The 13,847-nt window shown below is 46.7% G+C and carries 12 protein-coding genes; 2 read left to right on the forward strand and 10 right to left on the reverse strand.

Annotation, left to right across the window (positions count from 1 at the left end; genetic code table 11):
- Nucleotides 1–47 precede the first annotated feature (47 nt).
- Complete coding sequence (locus tag AC5ELV_RS16780; RefSeq protein ID WP_493431071.1) at nucleotides 48–830, reverse strand: YwaF family protein; 783 nt, start codon at nucleotides 828–830, stop codon at nucleotides 48–50.
- A gap of 140 nt (nucleotides 831–970) precedes the next feature.
- On the opposite strand from AC5ELV_RS16780, the gene AC5ELV_RS16785 reads away from it, so the two are divergent.
- The gene (locus AC5ELV_RS16785) at nucleotides 971–1,183 is read left to right on the forward strand and encodes a hypothetical protein (protein WP_013309048.1); all 213 of its coding nucleotides are present in this window, start codon (nucleotides 971–973) and stop codon (nucleotides 1,181–1,183) included.
- Between the two features lie 93 nt (nucleotides 1,184–1,276).
- On the opposite strand, the gene AC5ELV_RS16790 is transcribed toward AC5ELV_RS16785, so the two are convergent.
- The 7 genes from AC5ELV_RS16790 to AC5ELV_RS16820 form a co-directional block, all read right to left on the reverse strand.
- A complete protein-coding gene (locus AC5ELV_RS16790) occupies nucleotides 1,277–2,548 on the reverse strand; it encodes a methyl-accepting chemotaxis protein (protein WP_029516103.1) in 1,272 nt (423 codons plus the stop codon).
- 262 nt (nucleotides 2,549–2,810) lie between these two features.
- A complete protein-coding gene (locus AC5ELV_RS16795; protein WP_493431072.1) occupies nucleotides 2,811–4,151 on the reverse strand; it encodes a hemolysin family protein in 1,341 nt (446 codons plus the stop codon).
- Nucleotides 4,152–4,292: 141 nt separating this feature from the next.
- Entirely contained in the window at nucleotides 4,293–4,952 is a 660-nt protein-coding gene (locus AC5ELV_RS16800) for an SGNH/GDSL hydrolase family protein (protein ID WP_493431073.1), read from the reverse strand.
- Between the two features lie 168 nt (nucleotides 4,953–5,120).
- Nucleotides 5,121–6,038, reverse strand: coding sequence for a PD-(D/E)XK nuclease family protein (locus tag AC5ELV_RS16805; RefSeq protein WP_493431074.1), 918 nt, complete (start codon nucleotides 6,036–6,038; stop codon nucleotides 5,121–5,123).
- 116 nt (nucleotides 6,039–6,154) lie between these two features.
- Complete coding sequence (locus AC5ELV_RS16810) at nucleotides 6,155–7,465, reverse strand: galactokinase (RefSeq protein ID WP_493431075.1); 1,311 nt, start codon at nucleotides 7,463–7,465, stop codon at nucleotides 6,155–6,157.
- Nucleotides 7,466–7,654: 189 nt separating this feature from the next.
- Nucleotides 7,655–9,178, reverse strand: a complete 1,524-nt coding sequence (locus AC5ELV_RS16815) for a copper amine oxidase N-terminal domain-containing protein (RefSeq protein WP_493431076.1) — start codon at nucleotides 9,176–9,178, stop codon at nucleotides 7,655–7,657.
- Nucleotides 9,179–9,279: 101 nt separating this feature from the next.
- On the reverse strand, nucleotides 9,280–10,944 hold the full coding sequence (locus AC5ELV_RS16820; RefSeq protein ID WP_493431077.1) for a PucR family transcriptional regulator: 1,665 nt from the start codon (nucleotides 10,942–10,944) through the stop codon (nucleotides 9,280–9,282).
- 260 nt (nucleotides 10,945–11,204) lie between these two features.
- Here AC5ELV_RS16820 and ald point away from each other — a divergent pair, with 260 nt between their 5' ends.
- Complete coding sequence (ald, locus tag AC5ELV_RS16825; RefSeq protein ID WP_493431078.1) at nucleotides 11,205–12,335, forward strand: alanine dehydrogenase; 1,131 nt, start codon at nucleotides 11,205–11,207, stop codon at nucleotides 12,333–12,335.
- 95 nt (nucleotides 12,336–12,430) lie between these two features.
- Here ald and AC5ELV_RS16830 read toward each other — a convergent pair whose 3' ends face one another.
- Both AC5ELV_RS16830 and AC5ELV_RS16835 read right to left on the reverse strand, forming a co-directional pair.
- Nucleotides 12,431–12,967 carry a mismatch-specific DNA-glycosylase gene (locus AC5ELV_RS16830; RefSeq protein WP_493431079.1) on the reverse strand — a complete coding sequence of 179 codons (537 nt, stop codon included), beginning with the start codon at nucleotides 12,965–12,967 and terminating at the stop codon, nucleotides 12,431–12,433.
- 14 nt (nucleotides 12,968–12,981) lie between these two features.
- Nucleotides 12,982–13,845 (reverse strand): aldo/keto reductase, encoded by an 864-nt coding sequence (locus AC5ELV_RS16835; RefSeq protein ID WP_493431080.1) that lies wholly within the window; start codon nucleotides 13,843–13,845, stop codon nucleotides 12,982–12,984.
- Between the last annotated feature and the right edge of the window lie 2 nt (nucleotides 13,846–13,847).

Here is a 13,847-nt window from a genome sequence, read left to right on the forward strand (position 1 = left end):
CATATACCTTGTGGAAAAGGCTGCTTTTATATGGCTTTACGACGGTTTTATGTCGACCTGTCAACGCTATGTACAGCTCCTTTGCGAAAGCGGACATACAACCTGCCTCCCGGGAGCACCTCGAACAACAGCATCAGAAGAGAAAAGAACAGCAGTGCAATGGCTTCTTCTGCCAGAATGTATAGAGGATATGGCCCCAAAACATCCAATATCGACGGTGTCGACGGCTTTCCGGCTAGAAACATGTAGTTAGCACCGAGAGCATCATCTACGACCCACACCACCAGTGCCAAACCATTCAGAAAAAGCATAGCTCCCCCCACACTCTTCCATGTCGGTCGAAGTCCTTCTATCCAGGTCATATACAAGGCTGCCAAAATAATAGCACTATGAGCTATGAAAAAATGGATAAAACGATAATGCGGAAAGGCATATGCCAAATTAGGCGTGAGTACTGCTTGGAGCGCCCCTCCAATTCCGGCAAAAAGGATGATCGGATATAACCAGCGGCTTCGGAAAATGAGCATCAGGATAGACAGCAGCAGTGTCACACTGCACAGTTCTAATGGCAATGAGGTCTGGACATCCCAAATATGCTGCATCACATACCAAATATTCAGAGTCACCTCTGACAGAATGAGGACTGTAATTAACAACCAGCGAATTCCCTCACTTACAGGCTTGTTCGACCGAATCCATCCCCTAGTCAGCCACAGCAGCAAAACGCATACAATGAGTCCCAATATAGCCAACCCATGTGACGGAGTAAAAGCCTCGAACCCTTCTGGCGCGTTGGCATCGAACCAAGGCCCTGACCACGACCTATCCATAGCTAGCCCCCTTTGATCTCTTTCTCGCTTCGTTGCATTCTATTTTATACCCAATAGCCGATTATGTTCTAGCCGTGTTTCTTGCTTGTTCCATACCTTACCTTTATGATAAAAGATATTATATTCAAAGGAGAACCCTCATGGCCATTAATCGCCGATTAATTACAGATCAGGATTTCAATGAGGCACTGGAACGTCATCTTCGTGTACGGGTATTTCAGGATGACCAATTGATTGGCTCTGGCGGAATCATAATCCGTTTCGACGATCAAACCATCGTCGTGCAATCCAGCGTCAGTGATCTGGCTTACCACCCCAGAAAACAATGTGAGTTTTTTGAAATTAAAAAATAGCCACTACACACCGGGGAACCATTTTGCTTCGTTTTCCGGTGTATAGCGGCTACATTTTGTTTGTACATATCATGCATCACATGGGGGTTTCTGTTATAGTTGCATTCCACGTGTTTTCATCATGAGTTTATTCGTAAGCACTTTCAAATCCTCGGAAGAAGACGAAATTTCCTGCATAATTGCTGTCTCCTCATGAGCAGCCGTATAAATTTTGTGAGCCCCTTCAGAGAAGGCCCCAGACATTTGCTGAATACGATGGATCTGCTCAAAGGTTTGATCTACCCGATTCGTCTGCTCCGTCACGGCCTCTTCCATTAAACGGATGCTCTCGACAAATTCACGTACAATAGCGTTCAAATGGTTCAGCGTTTGATCCACAGAGCTTGTCCGTTCCGCCTCAGCACTGACCAATGACGTTTGCTGATGCATCAACTGTACTGTCTCTACGATTTGTGACTGGACACGGCTAACGATGGCATTTATTTGCTGCACAGACTCCGTACTTTGAGCTGCAAGTGCGCGAATTTGATGAGCCACTACCGCAAACCCGTTCCCTTCTTCTCCCGCACGCGCCGCTTCTATGGAAGCATTTAACGCCAGCAGATGGGTCTGTTCGGCAATATCTTTCACGGTGCTTGTAATCGCTTCAATTTGGGAAGCTTCTTTTTCCAGTCGTGCAATTACCTGCTGCGAACGACCATGTGATGCTGTCAGCTCTCCCATTCCATCCATCAGGGATGAAAATACAGTCTGCGTCGAATCTACTGAATGCTCCATATGGCCTGACAGTTCCAGCATATGCCCCGATTTGCTACGCATCATTTTAAAATCGCCCAGCATTCGGTCTGCTGTTTTAATAGATTGGGCAGATGCTTGCTTTTGCTGCTCCACGCCATTCAAAATATCTTCTACCACCGAAGACATGGACTCAATTTGTGTCGTAGCCTGTACAATAGCCAAGCTCAGATTTTCCGCACTTTGCGAAGTGGTTCTGGTGCTGTACGAGATTTCATTGAACATATCTTTAATGTTCAGCATCATATGCCGAAATGCATCATACAGAACTTTAATTTCATCCTCCGAACGACGTTCAGGAATCACAACAGACAGGTTCCCCGCCGAAGCTTCCTCTGCCGCCTTTGCCAACCTAACAATTGGCCGTGTGAGTAATTTTGAGATCAACCAGCCCAAAATGCCACTCCACAGGACACCCAATAACAGAATGATCGAAGTGTACACCCATTCTTGTGTACCTTGAGCAAGCCAGTCCTTGAGTACAAAAATAAAAAAAGCGCTTGTTCCATAGGTTATTGCAGAAATTGAGACAAATGCAGTAACCATTTTCGTACCTAGTGACATCTTCATGTACTGTAGCCCACCCCAAAAAACTCAAATTTGATTCCATTTTACCATAAAATTGCTACATTTCTAGTAGAATTTTTCACAGACAGATATATTTATGAGCATAAAGATACAGAGCCTTAAGTCCCCTATCCTAGTTACAAAAAACAATATGTTACTAGGTAGCAGATTGCATCTTATAACGGACGAATCGCGCTGCCACAAGCTTTACAGGCCATTCGTCACATCTTAAGCGAGCTGTTACCGACAAAGTCAATTTCCATTATTAAAAATCATTGTCATTTTTCCGTTCAACGACTGTTTTCTTCATCGCTTCAATTGTGTCTATTTGGTGACTGTTTTTTTCCAGTACGGTAAATTCCCATAAACCAATGGTCAGCTTCTCTCCTTGCTGGATATCAAAACGCTCAGAAAGCATCCATCCGCCAATCGTATATACGTCCCCGGCCTCAATATCCGTCTCCAAGCGACGATTGACCTCATGAATGAGCGCCTGTGATTTGAGTATGTAACGATGATCATCTGTTTTTGTAATGAGTGGAGTTAACGCTGCGGGGGTTTCGGTGTCGGTATAGGGCGGAATGTCTCCAACAATCTCCTCCATAATGTCCTCCAGTGTGACAAGTCCAGATGTTCCACCATATTCGTCCACCAGCACCGCTACTGGAATGCGTTGTTTTTGCATCTGAATCAGCAGATCCCGAGCCTGAACCGTCTCGATAACCTGAAGCACCGGATGAATATAAGAAGCCATCGTCGTATTTCCCGTGCTGTGCCCACGGGCCAAATCATGCAGGGCTTCCTTAACGCGAATCATCCCGATAATACGATCCCGGTCGCCATGTTCAGCTACTGGTAAAAAATTATAAACCTTGTCCTCGATCAGTTCCATAAACTCAGCCACTGTTGCTTGGTGGGAGATGGAACGGATGTGGATGCGCGGTACCATAATTTCCTGGGCCGCACGGTCGTCAAAATCAAATACATTGTTCAGATATCGATATTCTGTCGGTGTGATTTCACCACTACGAAAGCCTTCAGATAACGCCAAACGAAGCTCGGCTTCACTGAGTGCCGCATCTTCTTCAGATACCTTTTTGAGCCCGAAGAGACCCGTAATGACACGCGATGAACGACTGAGCACCCAATTCAGGGGATAGGTCATTTTATAGAATATCGTGATCGGACGGGCAAAAAACAATGCCATCGGTTCCGCAATCTGTATGGCGAATGTTTTGGGTACCAGCTCTCCAATGACCACCTCGAAATAGGTCAAGATCAGAAAAGCCAGCAAAAAGGAGAGCACTCCCGTCAGGCCTGCCGGAATATGAGCCAACTCAAACAGGGGGTGCAGCAGATGTTCAACAGTAGATTCCCCTAGCCAGCCTAGCGCCATTGAGGTTAATGTGGTTCCGAGCTGACAAGCAGATAAATACTCGTCCAGCCGAGACAGAATGTTTTTAACAGCTTTCGCATTTTTGTTGCCTTCCGAGGCCAATTGATTGATGCGAGATACCCGCACACGAATAATGGAATACTCCGAGGCCACAAAAAAAGCAGTTAATGCGATAAGTAATATAACCAGAATGATATTTATCGTTTCCATAGCCCTCTCTTGCTCCGTTTATGACGAAGCAAGAAGCACCCCCTTTGACATTCATTTTTGGATGGAACCATAACATAAGTAATGATGTCCATAATCGTGTATTACCCAAAAATGACAAGGAGTAGACTATGTATGACCCTGTTAGCGAATCGCCAGCGGACTCTTTTGCACGATATCTATCCATTGATCAGCTATCAACTGGTGCCCAACCGCTGTCGGATGAACCCCGTCATGCAGCCAATAGGAGGCATCCGCCTTGGTAGCAGCTTCGTTCAACATGCTCTGGAGCGGCACAAATACGGCCCCAAATTCGTCCGCAAGTTGACGTACAATACGCTGATATCCTGTTATTTTTTCTTGCCAAATATCCCATCGCGCCTCGGTAGCTCCCGTTTTCAAAATAAACGGTTCACACAACACCAGCCCGATATCGGGCATCACTTCACGCGTTTCTTCCAGAAGGTGGCGATAGGCTCGTTCAAATCGGTCCGTCACTCCGGACGGCTCCTGCTCTACGATCCGCCAGGCATCGTTCACTCCGATTAGAATACTGAGCAAGTCCGGCTTCAGGCTATACATGTCCTCATTCCAGCGTGCATACAAATCCGAAACTCGATCCCCCGAAATTCCCCGGTTCACAAATTCTGGCTGTGTGGTAGTCAAACGGCTCCCCAATGCACCTGCGATCAGATACACATAGCTCTGACCCAGCCAATGGTTCGCGTCCTCATTTCGTCCCCTTCCTCCGTCTGTTATAGAATCTCCCTGAAATAGAATACGTGCATGTTCTGTACTCGTCATCTTCCTAACTTCCCCCTTCGCATTTTCCAATAATACCCTTATCATACCTCGCATCATCTAAATTATAAAGCGGTTACAAAATATAGTAGAATTATAGATTTGCCATATGGCCGGATTCACTAGCTTTAATTATGGTAGGAATCCGGGGGCAACGGCGATTAAATCATTTCACACCGCTCGGTACTTACACACCTCACGAAAATTACAGCCTCCGCACGCTCTGCGTGAAGGCATCGGAGTGAAGAAAGACTCGGGCTTGGGACGGTTATAGTAATCGTCATCGAGACAGGATTTCATTTCATCGATGTATCGTCCGACATTACTAACCACTTTGTCGATATCCTCTCGCGCGGGACGATATACCTCATGCTCTCCTGTCATCAAATACTCCACACGTACCTCAATCTTCTCCAAAGGAAGCTGATAGTGCTCCTGCACATAGGAAGCATATAAAAAAAGTTGGTCGGAAAAATCGCCTTCCTTACCTGTTTTCCAATCCACGATGACCATGTCTCCATTGTCTCTACGGTAGAGCAAATCCATTTTGACATACACTTTCGTCTCATGAAGGAGCATCGTATCCCACTTCTCCACTTCTACAATTCGGGCCTTTCCCTGTTGCAGTTCACGCCAAACCGCAGTACGGTACAAATTGTGTATCACCGCGTGCTGCCGCTCCTTAATAAGGGCGATCCGTTCCGGAAGCACCTCGTCGTCGTAATAAACCTCCGCCAGCATGACGCGATTTTTTGGATCTTGTAGCCATAGCTCACGGTGTAGCGATTCCTTGTAGCTATCATTCAACATGTTCCTCATAGCTGTCTCGAGGTATGCTGTGCGCGGGATAGCCCCTTTTTCCATCCATCCACGTATGACTGATTCACACATTTGATGCGTAATATTCCCGAATAAAATATATAAGTTGCTCAGTTGCTTGAGCCGATACAACGTAACTTGCTCTTCAGTGCCCTGTGCCGAATTCCAGCCATTATGCGAGCCGTAATAATGATAATAGTATTTGCGTAAGCATTCGTCGAACGTTTGAGCCCTCGATTGCGAATAGGACCAGGACGGGTATATAGCCATGACAGGCCCTCCTTCATTAAAACTATCATCTCTTTATTATAACGCAAACCCAAGCTGTATCGGCGATAAAAAGGACGAAGACTTTAACCCATGGGTTAAAGTCTTCTACTGACTGACTAGTTTGTAAACTCTCTATGAGTCCGTTCAACATTTATCAAATCACTAACATTAACAGCACCGTCCTCGCGGACGTTGACAACAAGTACCGGAGTTCCCAGCATTCCGCTGATCCACTCCTTATAAGCATCCACATGATCATTCGGAAGAATCGTCAAGATGACACCAGCAAAGCCACCACCATGTACCCTGCATGCGCTGTTATCTATTGATTTTAAATACATTTCGGTTAAAGCCAGTGCAACCGATACGTCTTGTTCCCGCGCAATCCCACTTCTATATACGTTTTGGAGCCATTTCCATGAGGAATTACCAGATTCGGTAACGAGCCTCAGAAAATCAGTAAAGCGCCCCTCCTCTAATGATTTGACTTGTTCATCCACACGTCTATTTTCTTCAAAAAAATGCAACGCCCGCAGCACTGCACGGTCTCCTGCTTTTTCCCTAACCATTTTGAGGTTGGCATACAGATCCTCAGGCAATAAGTCACGGCAAACCGAAGCGTCTAAAGACTGAGCCACTGCAAACATTTCGTTGGGCACCGACGCGTAATCGTCCGTTAAATCAGCATGATTTCCACCTGTATTTACAATAACGAGGGAATATCCGTTTTGTTCAAAATTCCAATGAACAGGATTTATGACCGGTTCCTTGGGATTTTCAAAGTCAATGGAAATCAAGCCGCCATAAGCGCAAGCCATCTGATCGAGCAGTCCCGACGGCTTGTTCCAATAGCCATTTTCCGCATACTGACCAATTTTGGATTTAGCAACAGCATCTAACGCTCCCTCGTTATAAAAATGATTCAATATCGTACATATCAACATTTCAAAAGAAGCGGAAGAGCTTAAACCTGAAGCAGAGAATACATTACTTGATATATAAGCTTGGAATCCTCCGATACGGTACCCGAATTCAAGTAGACCAGCGGCAATACCACGAACCAGCAGCATCGTACTGTCATCCTCCGGTTTTGGCGACAAGTCGGTTAAATCGATGATGTATTTCGTTTTGTAGCCTTCAGAAAAAAATGTAATTACAGACTCCTCCACTTTAGAAGCTACAGCGATGGTATCGAGTGTAATACTGCCTGCCAGCACCTTTCCGTGATTGTGGTCTGTATGATTTCCACCAATTTCGCAGCGTCCCGGAGCACTAAACAGTTCAAAATCCCCTACACCAAAATGCTCCCGATACGCCTGTATAAGTGATTCATATCGAGTCGTTTGCTCAGAGATTTGCTGTTGACCGTACATTCGGGCAAGCACCATTTGCCCCTCTCTGGAATTCAATAGATCCATATCTTTCATCGTATATCCCCCTAATTGTATGTGTTTTCCTATGCTGGAATGATACTATAATTATCTCAATTTTCCCTGTATAAAAGTATGGCACTTTTAAAATTTGTAAGCGCTTATTTTAATCGCTTTACTGAGCATTTTACCAATATAACAAAAAAAGAACCAGCCCCTAATTGGGCTAGTTCCTTGAATTTCTTTTTAGTCGCGTTTCAGTACATATTCTCCATCACTGTTACGAGTTACTGTGGCGCCAAGCGCCTCGGCAACTGATTTGAAAGGAACATATAATGTGCCATATTCATCCGTATATGGAGCTTGTGGCAGCGTCAATGTGCTTCCTTCCAATACAGCTTGTTTGGAGCCACTTTTCAGCTTAATCGTCTTACCTGTAATATCATCAATTACAGTAGTCTGTTTGGCAGCTGCATCCCATTTTAACTCGGAGTTCAGTTCGCTCGTCAGTTCACGCAATGGAATAAAGGCAGTGCCACCACGATTCTCCAAGACGTAGTAATCGTCTTTAGGATCGAAGGTTGTTTCTACTTTTGTAATTTCCAAATCATTTTTTAAAATGTTGTAGATCGGAGAATTCGCTTCAAAATTGCGCAACGTCGCTCCGGGAGTTAATTCAGCTTGTTTATTCAAGTCAATAACACCGTTAGACATATCCACTTTATCAGCCGTCACACTACCATTGACGTTCCAGGATTGAGTTTCGGTCAGAATTGTGAAGGACTTCACCGGAAGACCGTCCACATCTGGCAAAGCAACCGTCAGGTCTGTCGCCGCTTTACGAACATTTCCTTTTTCATCAAAATACATGTCACTTTTCAGAACCGTGTTAGCACTCAGCACCGTTTTGATTTCAGGGGCCTGTGCATACATGGTGCTAACGCCTACATCATACTGATCAACGGCCAGATCCAAATACTTTTTAACTTCAGTGTAAGCCTCATTGACCATTTTTTCTTTGTTGGCACTCAGTTCCGCTGTTACTTCATCACTACCTTCAATATTCATGCCGGAAGCGATCGTTTTTGTCATATCAATGGCTTGCCCGATCAGCTCTTTCAAGCCCGCTTCGTCCTTTGCTAGATTCGCCAGGAACGGTTTTACCAATGTTACCAGCTCATCACCACGAAGTTCAGCATGCAGATGGGTCAGTTTCACTTTGTCTTTTTCACCGTATACTTCCTCGGTTACAGACGTTGCAGAAATGGTCGAAGGGTTAGGCGCATGCTTAAGCATAAGTGCAGCGGCTGTTTTCGTCAGCTCTCTCACGTCTTTGGAATATACATATGGATCAAATCCAGCAGGCAGACCGCTCAAACTCTCTTGCGAGTTCAAAGATATGTAATAAGGTTTTTTGGCACCTTCCAGTTGAATAGCCAAACCTTGGCGGTCTAAAGCAAGTTCAAACGGCAAATTATACTTGTCGATGTGCAATGTACCTTTGGCAGAAGCAAGTTCCTCCGATTGTACCTTGGCTTCATCCACAGTGACAGAAATCGAATTAATCAAATCTACGATTTCTTTATCTCCTTGCGTGATTCCTTCTTTTGGAGTCAATTTAATAGAGATTTTCTCCGTTGTCTGCTGGGATTTCACATCAAGTGTTCCCAATAAATTTTTACTTACATCAAATCCACCTACTGCCTGGCAACCTGTCAAAGCTACCATCAACAGAATAAGAGGGACGGCGATCCATTTTTTTATATTCATATTAATCCCCTTTCAAGATATTTCCGTAATCTCTTCTATTATCTCAGTGTTAACACGCATTGTAAATGAGTAGAATGGAAAATAGAACTAGTTATTTAGGATCAATTTTCAGACTGAAGCATCCGGTAAGCCAGTAGCGCCATCTCCAGACAACGACGTTTGTCAGGGTCTGCCAGATTTCCCTCTATAATTTCATTAATTTTATCCAGCCGATTATAAAGGGTCTGTCTGTGAATGTACAAAATTCCGGCAGTATCACGCTTGGAGCCATGGGATTGAAAATAGGCATCCAGTGTATCCAGAAGCTGCATATGGTGCTCACGATCATGCGCAATCAGCCCACCCAAATGATCCTCTACAAACTCTTGTAGAAAAGGAATGCGGGGCACCGCCTTCAACAATTGATAGATTCCGATGCTGTCGTAAAACAACCGATCCTTCATGACTGGAACGCTTCGTGCCACTTCAATGACCTCATATGCCTCTTCAAAACTGCGATCTGTCCCTGTCATGCGATGCCTTACTTTGCCAAAGCCTGCATGAATGCGCACCTTATCAAGCTGTCCTGCGGCATAGTTCTGAATATATTGAACAGTATGGGCAAGCACTTTTTTCATTTGCGCTGCGGAACGGAGTGTTAATTCCTCCTTGGCACAAAGGATGTAGCATTGACTCCCTTTCATCATCAGCAGATTGTGCAACGTTTCTTTTTTCAACAAAGAACGAAGCAGCACTAACACATCCTGATTGATGGACTCCTTGCGTACCTGACTGGCATCCTTGTCCTGATGTTCCACCTCGATGACCCCTGCCCAAAATAAATACTGTCCCTTCGATAACAATCGCAGGCCCATCCGGGTCTGGGCCTGTTCTTCACTGGGAAGCTGTCCGCTCAATACATCCTGAATCAATTCATTTTGATTACGCAGCAATCGGTCTTCAAGAAACTGTGTTCTCAGCACCAATGTAGCGGCTGCCTTGGCAGTGTAATCGAGTAGCAGCGACATTTCTTCCGTCGGCATTTCACTATGCAGCACCAAACCTACTGCGGAAAACACTTGACCGAAGCATACAACGGGCTGAAACAAGACGGCGGTGGATTCATTCAGGTGAAACAGCAGGTGCCCCTCCCGATCGGCAGTCATACTAGATTCCACTTCATTGGCATAAAAATCTGCAATACGGTCCGCTAGATCCGGCTGGACGGAAGGTACGAATCGATTGGTGTCAATGGAAGACATGTAGATGACCTGCCGGGCTGCATAGTCATGAAGCACACGCAAGAGTGCATTCATATCAGTGCTGCGCAGGGTTTCCTGCTGAAGCTGACGTGAAAATCGTTCCAGGTCTTTTAGGAGTTCATGATGTCGGTTAATAAGTAGGGAATGAATATCTTGTGTAATTTCAACAAAACGTACTGGCTGTTCAAATACGATGACCGGGAAGTGATGTCGTTCCGCCAACTCCAGAATTTCAGAGGGGATTTCATGAATGCTCGTGCCCAGCTCTACACACAATCCCGCGGCTTCCGAGCGGATCAGTTGCTCCATATACTCGGCACGCTCTCCCCCCTTCCGGGTGAGCCACAGGCCTGTCGTCAAAATTAAGTCATGACGGCTCACAAACGGAGAAACATTTGTGATTTCTAGCACATGGACCCAACCCACACGGCGATGTACGCCCTGTTCCCCCGCCGCCAGCTTCGCCCGCCGGAAAACAGGACGTTCCAGCACATCAGCAATGGTAAATGTTTTTTTACCGTTCATCGGCATTCTCCTTATGTATATGTCTTTATGTCATTTTATATGACATATATTCATCAAAAAGTCGAGCCTTTAAGTCAGATAATCCGACAAAATGTATGATGTCAAGGAGCTTCACCCCTTGTAAACTGTACCTAATCTAACATGAATTGCATTTATCGGCTTGAGTCCATATAACTAAACGGCAGGGCTGCACAGAGCTACTGAAGGTATTATGAAATGGATTCGTTGGATAACAATTATTTTAAGGAGAGGTGAATGAAATGAAAATTGGGGTTCCGAAAGAGATTAAAAACAACGAAAATCGTGTCGCTCTAACGCCTGCAGGTGCAGCTCAAATGATCCAACACGGACATCATGTGTTTGTGGAAAGCCGCGCAGGTGTTGAAAGTGGCTTTACGGATGGAGATTATGCCACTGCGGGTGCGACTCTTGTGCAGCAAGCTGCGGACGTGTGGTCTCAGGCGGATCTGATTATCAAGGTAAAAGAACCGCTCCCCTCTGAATACGGGTATTTTCGACCAGGATTGATTTTATTCACCTATCTGCATTTAGCTGCCGAACCAGCACTGGCCCGCGCTTTAACAGACAACGGCGTCGCCGCCATTTCCTATGAGACACTAGATGTTGAAGGAAGCCTCCCGCTGCTTACTCCCATGAGTGAGGTTGCCGGTCGAATGGCTGTACAAATTGGAGCACAACTGCTGGAAAAACCAAAGGGCGGCAAAGGCATCCTGCTGGCAGGTGTGCCGGGGGTCAAACGCGGTAAAGTGACCATTATTGGCGGAGGGGTGGTCGGTACCAATGCGGCCAAGCTCGCCATCGGTCTCGGGGCAGATGTGACTCTAATCGACCTGAGCCTGCAAAGACTGCGTCAACTGGACGATATTTTTGGCAATCAGCTCCATACGCTGGTGTCCACCCCGTCCAACATTGCTGAAGCCGTGGCGCAAAGTGATTTGCTGATCGGTGCCGTCCTGATCACTGGTGCCAAAGCCCCGCGACTCGTAACGGAAGCCATGGTACAGACGATGCAGCCCGGCTCTGTGATTGTGGATGTCGCCATCGACCAAGGCGGCATAGTCGAGACGATTGATCACATCACGACACACGATCAGCCTACCTATGTGAAGCATGGCGTCATTCACTATGCGGTTGCAAACATGCCGGGCGCGGTACCGCAAACCTCGACGCTCGCCCTGACGAACGCGACGCTCCCCTTTGCTCTCCAGCTCGCAGATCTGGGTGTGCAGGAGGCGCTTCGCAGAAGCAAGCCGCTGCTTAGCGGCACCAATGTCCTGAACGGACATATTACCTACGAAGCAGTCGCACGTGATCTGGGATATCCTTATGTTCCCGTGGAACAGGCACGGCAGGCGAAAGCCTTACAATAGAATAAAAAAGCTCAAAGAACCACACGCTCTTCCCCGCAGGGACTGAAGCGTGTAGTTCTTTTTGTGCTAGCTGTATTCACCGTACTTACTGCATTTCAGACGATTTCTGACGAAAGGAACGTTTGAAGATGACGATAAATATCTGTGATTTCTTCCAGCGACATGCGCACCAGTCCGCTAGACGAAGGTGCCACAAATTCATGCATCTCGGGAATTAGCGGTTCAGGCTGAAATCCCCAATTTACTTTGGATTTTTTACTGTATTCGGTGTATACGCCTTTGCCGACAAAGCAAGCAACCTTTGGATGGTATTCCTTTAGCTTCTCGTATAGCTTCAGACGTCCTTCGGCGTATTCCTCGCGTGCAATATCCTCTACTCCCCTCGTGGGACGAGAAACAATGTTCGTAAAACCGAAGCCCAGCTTCAGCAGCTCCCGATCTTCTGATGGATCGTACAAGCGAGGTGTCAAGCCTGCTCCCTCCAGTATGCGCCAAAAGCGGTTGCGCGGATTCGCATAATGATGTCCTACCTCGCCTGATTTTAAGCTGGGATTAAAGCCGATGAATACAACGGATAATCCATAATCCAGATGATCATCTACCTCATGCAGTTCTGTCTCTCGCTCTGTCATGGGCTCCTCCTTCCTCAAACCATATCCAGCGGCTGCTTCCGCGTTGGCGGAGGAAAAGCTTCGTCTATTTGTTGAAGTTGTTCAGGGGTGAGCCGAATACTTGCTGCCGCTGCATTTTCTCGTACATGCGATTCTTGCACCGCCTTGGGAATTGCCCAGACATCACCGTCCCGTATGACCCACGCGAGCGCAATTTGGGATGGAGTTACCCCGTGGCTGCCAGCAATGTCTACCATAACAGGATGCTCCAGCAGACCCCGTCGCAGACGGCCACCTTGGGCAATCGGGCAATAGGCCATCACAGGCACCCCATGCGTACGACTCCAAGGTAGCAGATCATATTCGATGCCCCGCGAAGCTGCGTGATACAGCACTTGGTTGACAGCGCAGGCTTCGCCTCCACTTAGGCTCCATAGCTCCTCCATGTCGGACTTGTCCAGATTGGACACTCCCCAGTTGCGGATTTTGCCCTGCTCACGCAGTTTTTCCATACCTTCTACTGTCTCTTCCAGCGGAATATTCCCGCGCCAATGCAACAAATACATATCCATGTACTCTGTTCCCATTCGGGTCAGGCTCGCTTCGCACGCTTGAGCCAGTCCTTGGCGGTCCGCATGATGAGGGTAAGCCTTGCTGACAAGATAGACATCGTCCCGGCGGCCCCGAATGGCCTCCCCGACGATCTCTTCCGCGCCACCCTCCGCATACATTTCAGCCGTGTCCACCAGCGTCATGCCCAGCTCCAAGCCAAGTTGAAGCGCACGCACCTCTTCCTGCCGGAGTGACGCTTTTTCACCCATATGCCACGTGCCCTGCCCGATTAGCGGTACTTCACGACCGTCAGTCCATGTAATCACACTTTTCTTATGATGGCTCATAT

The organism is Paenibacillus sp. NMA1017 (genome assembly GCF_058895805.1).

Bases quoted from the DNA above. Each gene is read 5' to 3' on its own strand.
- AC5ELV_RS16780 (WP_493431071.1), bottom strand. From the start codon at position 830: ATGGATAGGTCGTGGTCAGGGCCTTGGTTCGATGCCAACGCGCCAGAA.
- AC5ELV_RS16785 (WP_013309048.1), top strand. From the start codon at position 971: ATGGCCATTAATCGCCGATTAATTACAGATCAGGATTTCAATGAGGCA.
- AC5ELV_RS16790 (WP_029516103.1), bottom strand. From the start codon at position 2,548: ATGAAGATGTCACTAGGTACGAAAATGGTTACTGCATTTGTCTCAATT.
- AC5ELV_RS16795 (WP_493431072.1), bottom strand. From the start codon at position 4,151: ATGGAAACGATAAATATCATTCTGGTTATATTACTTATCGCATTAACT.
- AC5ELV_RS16800 (WP_493431073.1), bottom strand. From the start codon at position 4,952: ATGACGAGTACAGAACATGCACGTATTCTATTTCAGGGAGATTCTATA.
- AC5ELV_RS16805 (WP_493431074.1), bottom strand. From the start codon at position 6,038: ATGGCTATATACCCGTCCTGGTCCTATTCGCAATCGAGGGCTCAAACG.
- AC5ELV_RS16810 (WP_493431075.1), bottom strand. From the start codon at position 7,465: ATGAAAGATATGGATCTATTGAATTCCAGAGAGGGGCAAATGGTGCTT.
- AC5ELV_RS16815 (WP_493431076.1), bottom strand. From the start codon at position 9,178: ATGAATATAAAAAAATGGATCGCCGTCCCTCTTATTCTGTTGATGGTA.
- AC5ELV_RS16820 (WP_493431077.1), bottom strand. From the start codon at position 10,944: ATGAACGGTAAAAAAACATTTACCATTGCTGATGTGCTGGAACGTCCT.
- ald (WP_493431078.1), top strand. From the start codon at position 11,205: ATGAAAATTGGGGTTCCGAAAGAGATTAAAAACAACGAAAATCGTGTC.
- AC5ELV_RS16830 (WP_493431079.1), bottom strand. From the start codon at position 12,967: ATGACAGAGCGAGAGACAGAACTGCATGAGGTAGATGATCATCTGGAT.
- AC5ELV_RS16835 (WP_493431080.1), bottom strand. From the start codon at position 13,845: ATGAGCCATCATAAGAAAAGTGTGATTACATGGACTGACGGTCGTGAA.